This window comes from Thermoflexus sp. (genome assembly GCF_025055495.1).
GTDB lineage: Bacteria > Chloroflexota > Anaerolineae > Thermoflexales > Thermoflexaceae > Thermoflexus.
The window spans coordinates 1-16982 of the sequence record NZ_JANWXB010000329.1; the positions used below are offsets into that span (position 1 = coordinate 1).

Genomic DNA, 16982 nt, shown 5'->3' on the forward strand with positions numbered 1-16982 from the left:
CGGGGCCACCGTGCCCGCGGCGGCCCCGTTCTCATTATTGACGGACCCCGATCTCCCACCCTCGCAGTCTCTCGAGAACGGCCCTTCGCTCCCTCTGCTCCCCTTGATGGGGATTTTGGGGGATCGGGTAGGGCTGTCTCGGGCGGCCTCGCCCGGCCCCCCATGCCCCGGAGGAAAGGATCGGCGAATTGGTCCGAAGTCCGATTGTCTAAACTCTATCGACAGGAGAAGCGGCCATGGCGGTAGAACAGATCCGACAGGAGACCCTGAATCCGTTCGAGATCGTCCAGAAGCAGCTGGACGAGGTCGCTCAGGTCATGGGCCTGGAGCCTCATGTCCATGAGATGCTCCGCTGGCCGAAGCTGGAGATCCAGGTCACCTTCCCCGTCCGGATGGATGATGGTTCGATCCGGATCTTCCGGGGGTTCCGGGTGCAGTATAACGATGCCCGGGGCCCAGCGAAGGGCGGGATCCGCTATCACCCCCAGGAAACCCTTGACACGGTTCGGGCCCTGGCGGCCTGGATGACCTGGAAGACGGCGGTGATGGATCTGCCGCTGGGCGGTGGGAAGGGCGGCGTGGTGTGCGATCCCAAGCATCTCTCCCAGGGGGAGCTGGAGCGGATCAGCCGGGCCTACATCCGGGCCATCGCGCTGTTCATCGGGCCGGAGCGGGATGTGCCGGCGCCCGATGTATACACTAATCCGCAGATCATGGCCTGGATGATGGATGAATACAGCACCATCGTCGGCTATAACGCGCCCGGCGTGATCACCGGCAAGCCGCTGCCTCTGGGCGGGAGCAAGGGGCGGGAGGATGCGACGGCCCGCGGCGGGATTTACGCCACCCGGGAGGCGGCGAAGGTGCTGGGCCTGGACCTGAACGGGGCCACCGCGGCCATCCAGGGGTATGGGAACGCGGGCCAGCATGCCCATCGGCTGGGGACGGAGCTCCTGGGCCTGAAGGTGGTGGCCGTCAGCGACTCCCAGGGCGGGGTTTATAACCCGAAGGGCCTGGACTTCGCGGCTTTGTCGGCCTGGAAGCGGGAGCACGGGACGGTGGTGGGCTTTCCGGGGACAGATACGGTCACCAACGAAGAGCTGCTGGAGCTTCCGGTGACGGTCCTGTTCCCGGCGGCTCTGGAGAACCAGATCACCGCCGGGAACGCTTCGCGGATCCAGGCCCGTATCGTGGCGGAGCTGGCGAACGGCCCCACCACACCGGAGGCCGATCACATCCTCCACGAGAACGGGGTGTATGTCATTCCAGATTTTCTGTGCAACGCGGGTGGGGTCACGGTCTCCTACTTCGAGATGGTGCAGAACGCCTACGGCTACTACTGGGGCGAGGCGGAGGTGCACCGGCGGCTGGATGAGAAGATGACGGCCGCCTTCCACGCTGTGCATGAGACCGCGCAGCGTTACAAGGTGCACAACCGTCTGGGCGCCTACATCGTGGCGATCGAGCGGGTGGTGGAAGCGATGCGGCTGCGGGGCTGGGTGTAATCCCCCGGACGGGGGGCTCTAGGGAGGTGGATGGCCCCGCGGAGCCGCCTGAAGGGGAAAACGAAGGTGGCAGCGGTAAAAGCCGCTGCCACCTTTCATTTTCATCCCAGAGACTCTGGGGTGGGCGGGCCGCTCAAGGTGGCCCGCCCGCTCCATGAGGCGACATCGCTGATCTCCTCACGGGGTTTGCGGGTGGAGTCAAGCGCCTTCAGCGTCTGGCTGCGCCCCCCTGGGTTTTTGCGCCTCCTCCCCAGGAGTTACGCAGTCGGAAACCGATCGGACGAGGTGGAATGGCCCCATCCTTGGATCCCCCTCCTCACGGCCTTTTGGGCCGCAGGGAAGGGGAATCGAATCCCTTGGGGGCGGGCGGGGCTGCCTCCCAAGCTCCTCAGAGAAAAGAGGCATGAGTTCGCCCAAAGGCCAGCCCTCAATGATTGAAGGAGGATCCATGGCAGCGGAACACCCGATGGAAGTTTCGTATAGCGCCTTTTACTCTCCCTCTCCAGAGGCCGTTCGAAAGGGGCTTCAGGCCTGGCATGCGGCCCTGGCGCAATTCGACAAGGCGGCCCATATGTTGGAGGCCTCCGGCCATCCCCTCAAGAAGGGGCTCATCGAATTCCTGCGCCGACCCAAGCGGGAGCTGATCGTCAATTTCCCCGTCCAGATGGATGATGGATCCATTCGGATGTTCACCGGCTACCGGGTGCATCACAACGCTGTCCGGGGCCCGACGAAGGGGGGTATCCGCTATCATCCGGATGTCACGCTGGAAGAGGTGCGGGCGCTGGCGATGTGGATGACCTGGAAATGCGCCCTGGTGAACATCCCCTATGGCGGGGCCAAGGGCGGCGTGGCGGTCGATCCTGCGAAGCTCTCCCCTCGGGAGTTGGAACGGCTGACCCGACGGTATGCCACCGAGATCAGCCTCCTGATGCATCCGGGCGGGGATGTCCCGGCCCCGGATGTGGGGACCAATCCTCAGATCATGGCCTGGATTATGGACACGTACTCCATGCACACAGGGTTCACCCAGCCGGCGGTGGTGACCGGAAAGCCTCTGGAGATCGGCGGCACCCTGGGACGGGTGGAAGCGACCGGCCGCGGCGTGATGATGGTGGTGGCCGAGGCCCTGAAGCTTCACAAGATCCCGATGGAGCAGGCGACGATTGCGATCCAGGGGTTTGGGAATGTCGGCTCCTATGCGGCCCTGACGGCATACCAGATGGGAGCTAGGGTCGTGGCGGTCAGCGATGTCCATGGGGGGATCTACAATCCGGAGGGCCTGGACATCCCCCGGCTGATGGAGCACGTCCGGCAACATCGAACCGTTAGGGGCTTCCCCGAAGCCGAACCCATTACCAATATGGAGCTTCTGGCCCTGAAGGTCGATGTCTTGATCCCCGCAGCCTTAGAGAACCAAATCACCGCTGAGAACGCGCCGAACGTGCAGGCCCGCATCCTGGCGGAGGGGGCGAACGGCCCCACGACCCCGGAGGCGGATGAGATCCTGATCGAGAAGGGCGTCTTCATCGTGCCGGACATCCTGTGCAACGCCGGTGGGGTGGTGGCTTCGTATTTCGAGTGGGTTCAGGACCTGCAGTCGTTTTTCTGGACCGAAGAGGAGATCAACAGCCGGATGGAGCGGATCCTCCGGCGGGCCTTCTACGAGGTGCTGGCGAAGGAAGAGGAGTTGCGCCGCTACGGCCTGAAGCCGGGGGACTATCGGACGGCGGCCCAGGCGCTGGCGATCTGGCGGGTCGCCCAGGCGACCCTGATCCGGGGCATCTATCCGTAGGGATGGGCGATCGGAGGGCGCGCTGGGAGGCGCGCCAGGGCCTGCGTGGGCGGTGGCTCCCACAAGGGTTGCGCATGTCATAGGCGCAGATGTTTTCTCTTGTATCCCCACGACCCTCTGGACAGTGGGAAGAGGGGAGAGGCCATCGCCCCCAAACGGGCTTGCCCCGGGAGGACAACAGCCCCTCTCTCCAATCCCCCAAATCGAAGGACGTGGGAGATGTCCATGGGACTGGCTCGGGGGGTTTATGTGTTGTGGCTGGAGGCCCACGCGGAGGTCGTGGTCGGCGGATTGGGGCGCTGGCGGCTCGCCGGCGCTTATGCCTATGTGGGCTCGGCGCAAGGTCCGGGTGGATTTCGACGGTTGCTGCGACATCGGGATGTGGCCGATGGGCGGAACCTCACCCGCCGCTGGCACATCGATTTTCTGCTGGCCGCTGGGACATGGCGTGGGGCCTTCGTGATGGAGACCGGGGATCCATCGATGGAGTGCCGGCTGGCCCGCGCGCTGGCCCAGCGATTGCCTCCGGCGATCCCCCGGTTCGGCAGCAGTGATTGCCGTTGCCCGACACATCTCTTCGCCCTCCCGGATGTTGCAGCGTTCCGTCAGATGATGGCCGAGCTGGGCCTTCGCCCGTTTTCGGACTTCGATGGCGTCCTGCCATGAGATCGAAGCGAGGCCGCCGGTTTCCCCCAGGTTTTCGTGGGGGATCCAAGTCTTGGCCCCAGGGAGCGAGGACTTGCATCCCTCCGATGGGGTTGAGCAATCCGCTGGGTTGCGATAGAGTGGATTCCAATTCCCATCTCAGACCGCTTCGCGCAACCTGGCCCCCATGCGTTCGGAGCATGAGCCAAACCGCGCGATGACAGGATCGGCGAGGTATTCGCATTTCAAGCGCCCGGCGGACCGCCGCTTCAGCGCGCTCCGCTGGATCACGGCGTTCATCGTCTTGGCGGTTCCGTCTTCCGCCCGAGGGCCGCTGGTGTTGACGCTGGGTCCCCCCCGCGCCCCGGAGACGGTGAATCCCGTCGTCGGGATCCACACCCGGGTGACCGATGAGGTCGACCCGGCCCGCATTTATCGCACCTTCGAGATGGTCCGAGGGATGGGGGCGGCCTGGGTGGTGGAGTTCTTCCCATGGCCCTATCTGGAGCCGGAGCCCGGACGTTATAATTGGCGGCACAGCGACCTGCGGATCTTCCTGGCGCGGCGGGAGGGCTTGAAGGTCATCGCCCGCATGGGGATGGTGCCAGGTTGGGCGCGTCCATGGCGCGCCCCAGCGACCTACCTGGGTGCTGAAGCCGTGTTTCCCTTTGCCCGCTTCGTCGCCGCCTTCGCCGCCCGTTACCGGAGTCAGATCGCCGCTCTGGTGATCTGGAACGAGCCCAACCTTTACATTGAGTGGGGGGATCGGCCGCCGGATCCGGCAGCGTTCGTCGCCCTGATGAAAGCGGTGTATCCGGCGGTCAAGCAGGTGGCGCCGGATCTGCCGGTGCTGGCGGGCGGGCCGGCGCCCACCCTGGAGGATTCGTTCCACGCGATGAACGATCTGCGGTTCCTGCGCGAAGTCTATGACCGGGGGATCGCCCCCTATCTGGACGGGTGGGCCATGCATCCATATGGGTTCGGAAACCCGCCGGAGGAGCCGCCGGATCCCCGGCGGCTGAACTTCCGTCGGGTGGAGTTGATGCGGGCGATCATGCGCCTCTACGGGGATGAGCGGCCGATCTATATCACAGAGACCGGATGGAACGAGTCGCCGGATTACGACCATGGGCTGCCGCCGGAGGTGCGGGCGGATTACACCGTGCGGGCCTATGAATACGCGCGGCGGCACTGGCCGTGGTGCCCAGTGGTCGCCATGTGGGCGCTGCGCTACCCGTGGCGGGAGACCTCTGTCTTGGAGGGCTATGCCTTTCTCGATCTGGATTTCCGCCCCCGGCCGGTTTATGAGGCGGTTCGGCGTTACACCCGGGGCGAGATCCTCATCGATGCGGAGCGTTAACATCGCGCGGGAGCCGCCCGCGAATGGAGGGCGGTTGGATCCCCTCGGACAGCTTTTACGAACGACCTCTTATCCCACTCAAGGAGGCAAACGGATGAGCGCGCCGGTTCAACGCGTGGCCCTGATCGGGTTCGGGGCGGTGGGCCGGGCTTTCGCCCGCCTGCTTCTGAGAAAGCACGAGGAGATCCGCCAGCGTTACGCCCTCGACATCCGGGTCACCGGGATCCTCACCGCCCGCCGGGGGGCGGCGTGGGATCCGGATGGTCTGGATCTGGCCGCTGCGCTAACCACCGTGGAAAGCGGCGGGGATCTCAGCGCCCTGAGCCGGAGCCCCGCGCCGGCGGAGGCTATCGCCTTCATCGAGCGCTGCCCGGCGGATGTGGTGGTCGAGATCACCGTGCTGGATCCCCGCACCGGCCAGCCGGCCACGGATCATGTGCGGGCGGCCCTGCGCTCCGGCCGCCATGTGGTAACCGCCAACAAGGGACCCCTGGCCTTCGCTTACCGGGAGCTGCGGGAGCTGGCCCGCTCGCGGGGCCGAGCTTTCCTCTTCGAATCCACCGTGATGGACGGCGCCCCGCTCTTCAGCTTGGTCCGTGAGGGGCTGCCGGCCACCCGCATCCTGGGTTTCCGGGCGATCCTCAACAGCACCACCAACTTCATCCTCACCCGGATGGAGGAGGGGATCCCCTTCGAGGAGGCGGTGCGGGAGGCCCAGGCCATCGGCATCGCCGAGGCGGATCCATCGAATGATATCGATGGGTGGGATGCGGCGGTCAAGACCTGCGTGCTGGCCAACGTTTGGATGGAGGCGGATCTCCGGCCGGATCAGGTGGAGCGGACGGGGATCCGTGGGATCCGCCCGGAGGATGTGGCGGACGCCCGACGGGAGGGGCGGCGGATCAAGCTGGTCTGCACGGCAGAGCGAACGGACGATGGGAATGTGCGAGCCCGGGTGGCGCCGGAGGCGGTGTCCACGGAGGATCTTCTGGCCTACGTGCGGGGAACCTCCTCGGTGATCGCGTTGCGCACCGACACCTTAAAGCAGCTCACCCTGATCGAACACGAGCCTGAGCCGGCCCAGACAGCCTTCGGGCTCCTGGCGGATCTCCTCCACGTGGCCCGGGGTCGCTGGGAGTGAAAGCTCGCGGTCGCGAGGTTCACAAAACGAGAACTGGAGAAGGCTCATGCGGTGGCCAGGGGCCCGGCACTGGGTGAATGGGAAAGGACTTAAAGGACAAGCGAGTCCGCCATTGGGGGCGGGGCCATTCCATCTCGTCCGATCAGCTCCCGACGCTGTCGCCCCGCCCCCTCTTCCTTCATGGCTTTCCAAGCCAGCGCAGGGGTAGTGTCCCCTGATCAGGGAATTTCCCCCTCATCTTTCTGCCCATAGCGGCTTGGGCCGTAGAGGAGAGGGTTTGCAGAACGCAGAGCTATCCTCTGCTCCGCGGGCAGGCTCCCCACTGCGTTACTCCAAGTTATGTATCGGAGAGATAGTTGCCCTTTTCCAGAGACCATGGGATGGGCGGCACGATCATCCCCTGCTGGCTGGAGAGCAATCCGATTTTCTCTTGTTCGGCCGTCCGAGGCGCTCGATCGTCGACGGTCAGCCCAAACACGATCGGCCAGACCAGATCGCTCACGCCTTTATCTCGGAGCGCAGCCCGGGCCTGGGGGTTCTGAAGGATGTCTTTCGCGAAATCCTCGATGGACCGGGGCCATACCTTAGCCTTGACCGAAACTAGGATCCATCCCTCACGGCCATCGGGCCATCGCACGGGGAGAGCGCCGTCGACTTCTCCGATCCCATCGAGGGTCATCGCCACGACAGGTCCCAAGGGGGTTCCTCCCTGGCTTTCCAACCAGACGCGGAGGGCTGGGATCAGCCGCTCTTCCACAATTGGGCCGATGATCTGGGCGAAACGATCGAGGGTGGACTGGAGCAGATCCTGGTTTCGGATCAGCTTTAGAAGCTCCCGTTCGGTGCGTTGCTGGGCCTCGGCCAGCTCGGCGAAGCGGCGATCGGTCTCCTGGCGGTGGGCGAGGAACTCCTGACGGTGGGCCACAAACTCCTCATAGTGCCGCCGTTGGGCTTCCGCCAGCGCGGCGATCTGCTCCTCCACCCGCTGGAACCGCCGCTCGGTCTCCGCGCGCAGCGCCTGGATCTGGGCGGGCAGCTCCAGCAGCTCCCGCGTCAGGATCCGCTGCCGCAGCGCCTCCCGCCACTCCGGTCGCTGGTCCAGCAGGCGGATCAGATCCTCGAAATCACGCACGGTGAACATCATTCCTGCCCCCACACGCCAGCCTGCCAAGGGCGATTATACCTCGATCCGATGTAGCCTGCCATCCGTTCGACGCGGCCTGATCGCTTGCCGATTTATGAACCTGCCCGATTGCGTTGACGTCCCTCGTGCGTGGCTATATCATGGAGGCGACCTTCGCTCCTTCACGACGCACTCCATAGCGCAACTTGAGCTCTCCGCATCACAGGGCCTATGAGATCGATCGAACTGCCCATCAGCCGCTACGATTTTATCCTGATCGCCGAGGCCCCGGTCGCCCTCTCCCCCTTCCCCGGCCTCACCCTGAGAGGGGCGCTGGGCCACACTCTGCGCCGGATCGTCTGCGCCACCCGCATGCCGGCCTGCGCGCCGTGCCCCCTGCGCTTTTCGTGCGCCTACCCTGTCCTCTTCGAGCCCTACGCCCCGCCCGATCACCCCGAGGCCGTCCGCTACGCCCGCCTGCCCACGCCGTTCACCCTGGAAGTCCCCTTCGACCCTCCCGCCGATCGATTCGCCAAGCCAGCGCCGCTTTCCCTTTCCCCCGGTGACCATCTGTCCTTCGGGCTCACGGTGATCGGGCGCGCGCGGGAGCACCTGCCTTACTACCTCTACGCGATTATGGAAATGGCCCGCCGCGGCCTCGGCGGCCCCCACCAGCCCTTCCGCCTCGCCCGCGCGGAGATGCACACCCCCTCTGGGCCCCGGGTGATTTACGAGGAAGGGAGCCCGATGGATCATCCACCTGCCTCCCCCATCCAATGGGCGGTTCCGGATCTGCGCGCGGGCCGACTGGCTGTTCGCTTCGCCACCCCGGCCCGCCTGGAGCTCCGGGATGACCTGGTGTATCCGGTGGAGTTCCCCGCCCTGATCCAGGCTCTCCTCCACCGGATCCGGGCGCTGCAGGCCGCCTACGGCCTCCTCCCTGACTTTGCGCCGGACCCTGGCCTGGTCGAGGCGGCGCAGGCCGTCCGCCGGGCGGAGGACCACACCCGCTGGCTCGATCTGCGTCGTTACTCCACCCGCCAGCGGACCGCGATGCGGGTCGGTGGGGCGGTGGGGACGGTGGTCTACGAGAGCCCGGACGGCTTTGAGCCGTTCGCCCTCTTGCTGGCGATGGGCCAGCTCCTGCATGTGGGCAAGCTCGCCAGTATGGGCCTGGGACGCATGGAGGTGATCCCCTTATGAGCGCGAATCCGAGCGCAGATCGTGCCTTTCAGGCGCTGATCGGCCTGCTCCACGACATCGGCAAGTTCCGCCAGCGGGCGCTTTGGGGCCTCGAACGGCGTCCCCACGAGGAGCATGGCGCCGAGTGGACGGCGGAGCGGCTGGCCCCCCGCCTGGCCTTTCTTTCTCCAGCGGATCGCCGACGGCTGGTCGAGGCGATCCGCGATCACCACGGCGCCCCTTACGATCGGGACGCCCGCGCTCTGATCGTGGCCGATCGCCTGGCTTCCGGGGAACGGGCCGCCCGCGAGGACGAGGAAGTCGGGGATCCGGCCCGGGAGCCCCTGCGGGCCCTCCCCGCCGCCCTCCGTCTGCCCGGGCGCTCGCCGCTCCCGGACGCCTCGAGCTGGGGCTACCGGACGACGCCGCTTCCCGGCGGGCCAGGGGGGTTCGCCCCCGAGGCCTGGGAGGCGATCTTCCCCCAACCCGTGGGATCCCTCTCGCTGGGCTACCCGGGCCTCTGGAAGGGGTTCGAGGACGCCCTGGAGGGGCTTCATCCGGAGGTCTGGCAGGCGCCCGCCTCCGCCCTGACCGCCCTCCTGGCCATGCTCCGCCGCTTCGCCTGGTGCATCCCGGCGGCCGCCTATCGCGACGAGCCCGATGTGAGCCTCTACGATCATCTCCGGGCCGTCGCCGCCCTGACGGTGTGCATCGGCGAGTTCCCTGAGGAAACCCTCCGCCGCTTTGAGGAAGCCACCCGCGGGGGGAGATTCCCCGACGAGCCGGTCGCCCTGCTGGTCGGCGGCGATCTCTCCGGCATTCAGCGGTTCCTTTACGCCATCAGCTCGGAGGGGGCGGCCAAAAGCCTGCGCGGCCGTTCCGCCTATCTCTCCCTGCTGGCCGATGCCACGGTGGAGTTCATACTGCGGGAGCTGGATCTGCCTCCCACCCAGCTGGTGTATAGCTCCGGCGGTCATTTCTTCCTGATCGCCCCCCTTTCCGCTCGGGATCGCCTGTCGGGGCTGGCCGAGCGCATCGATGAGGTCCTGGTCGAGGCCCACGGCGGGGACCTGGCCATTGCCCTGGAGGCTGTAACCTTGCACGGCAAGGACTTCCACCTGGGGGAGGGCCGGCTGCCGGAGCGCTGGGCGGAGCTCTCCGCCCGCCTCGGCGAGCGCAAGGCCCGCCGCTTCGACCGCGTCCTCGAGCGCCATTACGCGCGGCTGGTGGGCCCCTTCGGGGGCGGCGGCCTGCAAGACCGCTGCGACGTCTGCCACGCCGAGGCGGAGAAGATCGGGGCGATCGAGCGCCCGGTGGAGCGCCGCCCCGATGAGGACGTGCAGAAGTGCTCCCTCTGCCGCAGCTTTGAGGAGCTGGGGAGCGACCTCGCCCGGCGCAACGCTTATATGGTCCTGCGCCCTGTCCGGCCGGCCATGCGCGGGCGCTTCACCTGGCGCACCGTCCTCAACGGCATGGGGTTGGACGTCCGCTTCTGTGACGAGCGGGAGCTCCCGCGATCCTTCCAGCCCGGCGACCGGGTGATCCGGGTCCACCACGCCGACCTCACCCCCTTCGGGGATGTCCCAGTCCACGATTTCCGCTACCTGCCGGTCTTCACGCCGATCGAGCGAGATGGGTCCATCGTGGAGCTGAACCGGATGGCGGAGACCTCCCGGGGGAACCCGGCCTGGGCGTGCCTGCGGATGGATGTGGACCACCTGGGGCGGCTGTTCCGCTTCGGCCTGGGGGACCGCTACTCCCTCTCGCGCGTGGCCACCCTCAGCCACATGCTCTCCCTCTTTTTCGAGGGCTATCTTCCGGTCCTGTGCGGGGAAGTGGACCCGGAGCGGCAGCACCTCTACCTGATCTACTCCGGCGGCGACGACCTGCTGCTGGTGGGCTCATGGGACCGGGCTTTAGAGGCCGCCTTCCGGATCCGGGAGCGCTTCCGGGCCTTCGCCGCGGGCAACCCGAGCGTGACCCTGAGCGGAGGGATCTCGATGCACAGAGAGAAGTTCCCCCTCTACCAGGCGGCGGCGGAGGCGGGCGACCACCTGGAGGCGGCCAAGGGCCTCCGGCATCCCGATGGGCGGGACAAGGATGCCTTCGGGTTCTTCGGCGTGGTGCTGGCGTGGGAGGAGGCGGAGTGGATCCGGGGGTGGGCGATGGAGCTCGAGCGGCTGATCCGCCCGGAGGATCCGGAGGCGTCGCGGCTGGCCCGGGGTTTCCTGCACCGTCTCATGAGCATCGCCGTCCTGATCGAGGCCGAGGCCCAGCTCGGGCGGGCGGCCCGCCTGCGCCCTCAGGACCTCGCGCGGATGGTCGGGTTCCACCGGGCCCGCTGGCGCCTGGTCTACGCCATCGCCCGCCAGCCTAATTCCGTTCGTCCGGTCCTCCAGCGCTTTCAGCAGGAGCTCCTCGACCGGGGCGGGGAGCGCCTTCGGCTGCTGCATCCCCTGGCCCGCTGGGTGGAGTGGATGACCCGACGGTGAAGGGAAGCGATGGCTTGCCGTGTCCCATTCCAACTGAAGGAGGTGAGAGGATGAAGAGCCCAGAGGTTTCAGCGACCGGCAGGGGCGGAGGGACGCCCTCCGCTGCGGCGGCGAACGAGAAGGAATCCATCCGCCGCATCATCCAGGAGGGGAACTACCAGGTCCTTGTGGAGGAGGCGGAGCGCATCGGCCAGGAGCTGGTGCAGCAACGGCTGACGACCTCCCAGATCCGAAACGTCTTCGGCGAGGTCAAGCGCCTGCAGATGCGCTTCGACCCCCACCGCCTGCGCATGCTCAAGCCCAAGCTGGCCTACATGGCGGCCCGGGCCAAAAGCGGCGGCCCGCGGCTGCGCGACGTGCTGACGGCGGCCGTCGACGCCGTCTTCGCCGGCAACCCGAGCGAGGCGGACGTCCTCCAGCGGTTCCGCCGGATGGTGGATTTCTTCGAGGCCATCCTGGCCTATCACAAAGCCTTTGGCGGGAGGGATTGAGGATGACGGGGAACACGGTTTCGCTGCAGGGGAAGATCGTGATCCGGGGCGTCCTGCAGGCCCTGACCGGGCTGCGCATCGGCGGGGCGGGGGCCGGGATGGAGATCGGCGGCCTGGACAACGTGGTGATCCGCGACCCGGTGACCGGGCGCCCGTATGTCCCCGGCTCCTCCCTCAAGGGCAAGATGCGCTCCCTGCTCACCCGAGCTCTGGGCAAGCCCCTTAAGACCCTTGTGGAGGGCCGTGGGAACGTCCCCCCTATCCGCATCCACTGGTGCGAGAACGAGCGGGAATATCGCGGCGACGGCGCCCCGTGCCCCCTCTGCCGGGCCTTCGGCGTGGCCGGCCAGCGGGCCTTCGAGCCCGTCCGCCTGATCGTCCGCGACGGCCGCCTCCTGGAGGAAGTGGAGATCATGGACGAGAACGGCCAGCTGGTCCGCAAGCCGTGGGCGGAGATCAACACCGATCTCCCCTACACCGAGGTGAAGTGGGAGGCGGCCATCGACGTGATCACCGCCGCCGCCAACCCGCGCCAGATGGAGCGTGTGCCCGCCGGCGCCCGCTTCGAGGCGGAGATGCTCCTCTCGGTCTACGACGGGCATGACCGCGAGGCCTTCCGCACTGTGCTGCTGGGGATGCGGCTGCTGGAGGACGACTACCTGGGCGGCAGCGGGAGCCGGGGCTACGGCCGGGTGGCCTTCCGGGATCTCCAGGTGCTGTGGAAGCCGATCGCCCACTACCTGGACCCCACGGCCCATCCGCCGGTGCCGTTGGGGGAGGGCCGGACCGTGGAGGAGCTGTTGGCCGCCTTCGACGAGCTGGCCGCCCGCATCCCGACCTTCGGAGGGCGGGGGGGATGAGGGAGGAAATCGTCTACCTGGATCCCCGCGGTGCCTTCCATTTGGGGGAGCGGGGGATCGGCCTAGAGGAGACGGCGCCCTTCCTCCACGCGGACACCCTCTACGCGGCCCTGGGGACGGCGTGGGCGATGCTGTTCGGGGAGGGGGCGCGGCAGGCGGAGCTCTTCGGCCCCGAGCCGCCCGTCCTGATCTCCTCTGCCTTCCCCTTCGCCGGGCCGGTCCGCTTCTACCCCCGGCCCTACCTGCCGGCCCGGGAGCTCCCGCCCGACCGGTCGCTGAAGGACGTGGCGTTCGTCTCGGAAGAGCTCCTGCGCCGGATGCTGGAGGGCGCGCCCGTCGGGGAGGTTGAGTCGATCCACGAGGGAACCGCCTGGCTGACGCCGGAGGAGGCGGAGGGGCTGCGCGCCGCCTTCCGGCTGCGGGCGCTGGAGGGTGAGCGCTTCTGGGCCCGGGGCCGCATCCCGCGGGTGACCCTGGACCTCCTCACCCAGGCCTCCAGCCTATGGCACTTCGGCCGCCTGGTCTTCCGCGAGCCGGGCCCGGAGCCGACAGCGCGGGCGGGCCTCTTCTTCCGGGTCCGCTACCGCCGCCCTGAGCTTGCGGACCGCTTCCGAGCGGCGGTCCGGCTGCTGGGGGACACGGGGATCGGGGGCGACCGCAGCGCGGGCCACGGGCTGTTCGACCCCCGCTTCGAGCCCGCAGAGCCCCTGGGGGACCCAGAGGCGGGCGCCTTCGTCACCCTCTCCCCGGTCTACCCGCCCCGCGAGCAGGCCCCACGCCTTCTGGGCCCCGGGGCCCGATACGGGTGGCTGACCCGGGGCGGGTGGATCGGCGGGCGGCTGGCCGCCCCTTACCGCCGACGGACGGTGCGGATGTTCGCCGAGGGCTCGGCCCTGACGGGCGACCCGCAGGGGCTGTGGGGGGCTCTGGCGGACGTCACCCCTCTGGAGACGCCCGAGCCCCTGCCGCACCGCATCTACCGGTATGGGTTCGCCTTCCCGGTGGGGGCGGCGGCCCTCGGGGGCGGCCCGGCGGGCTCCGGCTGAGCCCGCCCGGAAGCGCAGCGACGAAGCGGAGCCGCTGCCTTTCGCTGGCTGATCTGGAGGAGGCCTGCGATGACGGTTGTGGTGCTGTGCAACGTGGGCTCCCGCGACGTGGCCTTCGACGGCCAGTTCCTGGACCGGGCCCGCGAGCGGGGCGAGGAGATCTGGAACCTCCTGCAGCGGGACCCGGCGGCGGCGGAACGGCTGACCTTCCCGATCATCGAGCCGAGCCTGCGGGAGCTGTTGCGATCCCACCCGGAGGGGCTGGACCTCCTGGCGCTGTTCGGCACCGACCAGGAGGACCCCAGGTTCCGGCACACCGACACCCTCTTCTTCGCGCAGATCATCGCGCAGGTCCTGCCCGGCCGGCTGGGGGGCAAGGTGCGCCGGGCGGAGGCCCGGACCATCGCGCGCATCAACCCGTCGCTCTACGACGAGGCCTTCGAGGCGATGGGCCGCCTGCTGCGGGAGCTCCCCTGCGACCCGCGGGAGGTGGAGGTGTGCTACGTGGTGCTGGCCGGGGGGACGCCGGCGTGCAACACGGCCCTGCTGCTGCAGGGGGTTCGCTACTACGGCGACCGCCTGCAGACGGTTTACCTTCCGCAGGGCCGGGAGCCGGTCTTCCTGCGGGCCGGGCAACAGGTGGTCCGCGCCTTCCAGGAGGAAGCCGCCGTGGAGCGGCTGCGACACCTCGACTTCGCCAATGCCCTCCCCCTGCTGGAGCGGTTGGGGGCGCCCCCGGGGTTGATCCCCCTGGTCCGCTACGCCGCCCGGCGGCTGGACTTCGATTTCGAGGCCGCCCAGGAGGCCCTCCGGGAGGCCTACCGCGACGGGGATCGCGCCCTCCGGCAGTTCATCGACGAGCGGCGCCTGCGCGACGACCTGGACCCGCTGCTGCGGGAGGGGGAAGGGCGCTCGCGGCTGAAGGCCCTGTTGCGGGAGCTGTTCTGGAACGCCCGGATCACCTACCTCCACCGCCGTTACGCGGACTTCCTGGGCCGGGTCTACCGCCTGCAGGAGGCCGTGTTGCGGCTCCTGGTGGAAGAGATCTACGGCCTCTCCACCGACCTCTCCCCCGCCGTGCGCGAGGAGAACCTGCGGCGGTGGGCGGAGGGCATACAGTCCAACCCGGCCTTGCGGGAATACTTGGAGCGGCAGCTGGTGGAGGGCCATCCCTTGGACTGGCGGAGCGTCTCCCGGCCCACCTACAAGGCGATGCTGGCGTATGCGGTGGAGGGAGGGAAGGGGGCAGACGGGCACCCGCTGCTGCCGGAGGAGCGGCGCCGGCGATACGAGGCGCTGCTGCGGCGGGTGAACCAGCTCGACCCGCTGGTGGAGCTACGCCACCGCACCATCATCGGCCATGACTTCCACGGGGTCTCCGAGGAGAGCCTGTGGGCCCGCTATGCCCCCAAGAGGTCCGACGGCCGGGCCCTAAGCCCGGTGGAAGGGCTGGAGGAGATCATGCGGATGCTGGAGGTGGATATCCGGGCGGACCCCTACCGAGCCATCGCGGAGTTCGCAGAAGGGCATCTCCGGCAGCGTGCGGCTTGAACGGCGCGGCGGGGCAGCGGTCCTTACGCGCGCGTTGGGGGGGCAGCGATGCCGGTGCTGTATCTGGTGGAGCAGGGAGCGACCCTGAGCCGGGAGGGGGAACGCCTGTTCGTGCGCAAGGGTGGGGAGACGCTGCTCAGCGTCCCGGCCTTCCAGGTTGAAGGCGTGTGGGTGTTCGGAAACGTCCAGCTCACGACCCCGGCGATTTCGCTGCTGTTGGCGCATGGGGTCGAGACATGCTTTTTCACCATGGAAGGGCGGCTGAAAGGGCGCCTGGCGCCCATCGTTTCCCGGAACGTCCCATTGCGGTTGCGGCAGTTTGAGCGCTACCAGGATGAGGGGTTTCGCCGCCGGTTGGCCGCTCCGATCGTAGCCGGGAAACTGGAGAACGCTCGGCGGCTGATCATGCGGTATGCCCGCACCTATCCGGGCCCGAAGTGGGAGAGGTGGACGATCGCCCTCGAGCAGCGGATTGGCCTCGCCCGCGGCCTCCCAGACCTTCGGACGCTGCGGGGGATCGAGGGGAGCGGATCAGCGATTTATTTCGAGGCCTTTCGGGAGATGGTGCGAGGCGAGCTGTCGTTCGAGGGCCGTAGCCGGCGGCCGCCCCGGGACCCGGTGAACGCGCTGCTCTCGTTGGGGTATGCCCTTCTGACCGGGGAGCTGATCGGGAAGATCGCCGCCTCCGGCCTGGATCCGTATCTGGGTTTCTATCACGAAGTGCGCCATGGCCGTCCGGCCCTGGCACTGGACCTGGCGGAGGAATTCCGCCATGCGTATATTGACCGATTCGTCCTCAGCCTGGTGAACCGTCGGTCCTTCGGGCCGGAGGACTTCGAGCAGCGGGAGGAAGACCGGGCGGTCCTGCTGAGGCCGGATGCGCTGCGGCGCTACCTGGCGGCGTATGAGGCCTTCATGGGCCGGCCTGTCGGCGGAGGCCCTCAGACGGCGCGGGGGCGCCTGGATGAGCAGGTGCGACGGCTGGCGCGGGCTATCTGGAGCGGGGGGGAATACGAGCCGTTCTCGATGGAGATTTAAGGCGAGGGAGATCCCGGATGCCGTATTTAGTGATCGCTTACGACGTTCCCGACAACCTTCGACGCCTGCGGCTGGCGCGGATTCTGTTGGGGGCGCTGGATCGGGTGCAGAAGAGCGTGTTTGAGGGGGAGGTCGAGGAGGGGCGGATCGCCCGCATCGAGGAGCGGATCCGTCGGGTGGTACGGCCGGAGGATTCGGTGCGGATCTATATCCTATGCGCGGCGTGCCAACGGCGGATCCGGGGGATCGGCCAGGGCGCGTCCGTCCGGGAGCCGGTGGACTTCTGGGTGGTGTAGGACGATCGCCGGTGGCCGGGGGATCGGGGGGAAGAGAGAGCGGGGGGGACCGACGGCGATCCCGGGATTTGTTAGGCTATTCTAAGTTTTCCGCGAATCGGGAGAAGGCTGGAAAACCCGGGGGGATTTGCGGAAAGCGGGCCGACGAGGCTGTGGAGGCATCCCCAGATTTGGGGGTAGTAAGCCGATCTGGCCGCAGATCTGGCGCCTTCCCCAGCGGGAGGACGGCGGGTGTTCCGCGAATCCCGGATTGGCCGGCGGAGTAGGGGGGATTCGCGGTCGTTGGGAATGTTTCATTTTCATCACTTGACAAACCAGCTGGATCTCCTTAGAATTGGAGGCAAATCGTATGAAAAAGGGAGACAAGGGGAGATCCTTTTCTTAGTTAGAGGAGATGATAGGAATAGACCTCCCGCCGCCGTCGCAGTGAGGAGACCCGTTTTAGGGGATTGCGATC

At 67.7% G+C, this 16982-nt stretch carries 14 protein-coding genes; 13 read left to right on the forward strand and 1 reads right to left on the reverse strand.

Features of this window, described 5'->3' with window-relative positions; all coding sequences use genetic code 11:
* Positions 1 to 236: 236 nt before the first annotated feature.
* From NZM16_RS10450 to NZM16_RS10470, 5 genes are all read left to right on the forward strand, one after another.
* Positions 237 to 1505, forward strand: a complete 1269-nt coding sequence (locus NZM16_RS10450) for a Glu/Leu/Phe/Val dehydrogenase (RefSeq protein ID WP_295450968.1) — start codon at positions 237 to 239, stop codon at positions 1503 to 1505.
* A 571-nt stretch (positions 1506 to 2076) separates the two neighbouring features.
* Positions 2077 to 3300 (forward strand): Glu/Leu/Phe/Val dehydrogenase, encoded by a 1224-nt coding sequence (locus NZM16_RS10455; RefSeq protein ID WP_366946203.1) that lies wholly within the window; start codon positions 2077 to 2079, stop codon positions 3298 to 3300.
* 225 nt (positions 3301 to 3525) lie between these two features.
* On the forward strand, positions 3526 to 3966 hold the full coding sequence (locus NZM16_RS10460; protein ID WP_295480283.1) for a GIY-YIG nuclease family protein: 441 nt from the start codon (positions 3526 to 3528) through the stop codon (positions 3964 to 3966).
* Between the two features lie 196 nt (positions 3967 to 4162).
* Positions 4163 to 5305, forward strand: coding sequence for a hypothetical protein (locus NZM16_RS10465; RefSeq protein ID WP_295450973.1), 1143 nt, complete (start codon positions 4163 to 4165; stop codon positions 5303 to 5305).
* 94 nt (positions 5306 to 5399) lie between these two features.
* On the forward strand, positions 5400 to 6446 hold the full coding sequence (locus NZM16_RS10470; protein ID WP_295450975.1) for a homoserine dehydrogenase: 1047 nt from the start codon (positions 5400 to 5402) through the stop codon (positions 6444 to 6446).
* Positions 6447 to 6783: 337 nt separating this feature from the next.
* Here the strand turns inward: NZM16_RS10470 and NZM16_RS10475 are convergent, their stop codons facing one another.
* Complete coding sequence (locus tag NZM16_RS10475) at positions 6784 to 7587, reverse strand: hypothetical protein (protein WP_295480284.1); 804 nt, start codon at positions 7585 to 7587, stop codon at positions 6784 to 6786.
* A gap of 213 nt (positions 7588 to 7800) precedes the next feature.
* Between NZM16_RS10475 and cas6 the strand changes: the two genes are divergently transcribed.
* From cas6 to cas2, 8 genes are all read left to right on the forward strand, one after another.
* Positions 7801 to 8772 (forward strand): CRISPR system precrRNA processing endoribonuclease RAMP protein Cas6, encoded by a 972-nt coding sequence (gene cas6, locus NZM16_RS10480; protein ID WP_295452730.1) that lies wholly within the window; start codon positions 7801 to 7803, stop codon positions 8770 to 8772.
* A complete protein-coding gene (gene cas10, locus NZM16_RS10485; protein WP_295480286.1) occupies positions 8769 to 11243 on the forward strand; it encodes a type III-A CRISPR-associated protein Cas10/Csm1 in 2475 nt (824 codons plus the stop codon). The genes cas6 and cas10 overlap by 4 nt, the downstream gene beginning before the upstream one ends.
* A 50-nt stretch (positions 11244 to 11293) precedes the next feature.
* Positions 11294 to 11734, forward strand: a complete 441-nt coding sequence (gene csm2, locus NZM16_RS10490; protein WP_295452733.1) for a type III-A CRISPR-associated protein Csm2 — start codon at positions 11294 to 11296, stop codon at positions 11732 to 11734.
* A gap of 2 nt (positions 11735 to 11736) precedes the next feature.
* Positions 11737 to 12594 carry a type III-A CRISPR-associated RAMP protein Csm3 gene (gene csm3, locus NZM16_RS10495; protein ID WP_295452734.1) on the forward strand — a complete coding sequence of 286 codons (858 nt, stop codon included), beginning with the start codon at positions 11737 to 11739 and terminating at the stop codon, positions 12592 to 12594.
* A complete protein-coding gene (csm4, locus tag NZM16_RS10500; RefSeq protein ID WP_295452736.1) occupies positions 12591 to 13640 on the forward strand; it encodes a type III-A CRISPR-associated RAMP protein Csm4 in 1050 nt (349 codons plus the stop codon). The genes csm3 and csm4 overlap by 4 nt, the downstream gene beginning before the upstream one ends.
* Positions 13641 to 13709: 69 nt before the next feature.
* Complete coding sequence (locus NZM16_RS10505; protein WP_295452738.1) at positions 13710 to 15191, forward strand: hypothetical protein; 1482 nt, start codon at positions 13710 to 13712, stop codon at positions 15189 to 15191.
* 48 nt (positions 15192 to 15239) lie between these two features.
* Positions 15240 to 16229: a CRISPR-associated endonuclease Cas1 gene (gene cas1, locus NZM16_RS10510; protein WP_295480288.1), complete on the forward strand. Its 990-nt coding sequence runs from the start codon at positions 15240 to 15242 to the stop codon at positions 16227 to 16229.
* A gap of 17 nt (positions 16230 to 16246) precedes the next feature.
* Positions 16247 to 16525 (forward strand): CRISPR-associated endonuclease Cas2, encoded by a 279-nt coding sequence (gene cas2, locus NZM16_RS10515; RefSeq protein ID WP_295480290.1) that lies wholly within the window; start codon positions 16247 to 16249, stop codon positions 16523 to 16525.
* Positions 16526 to 16982 lie beyond the last annotated feature (457 nt).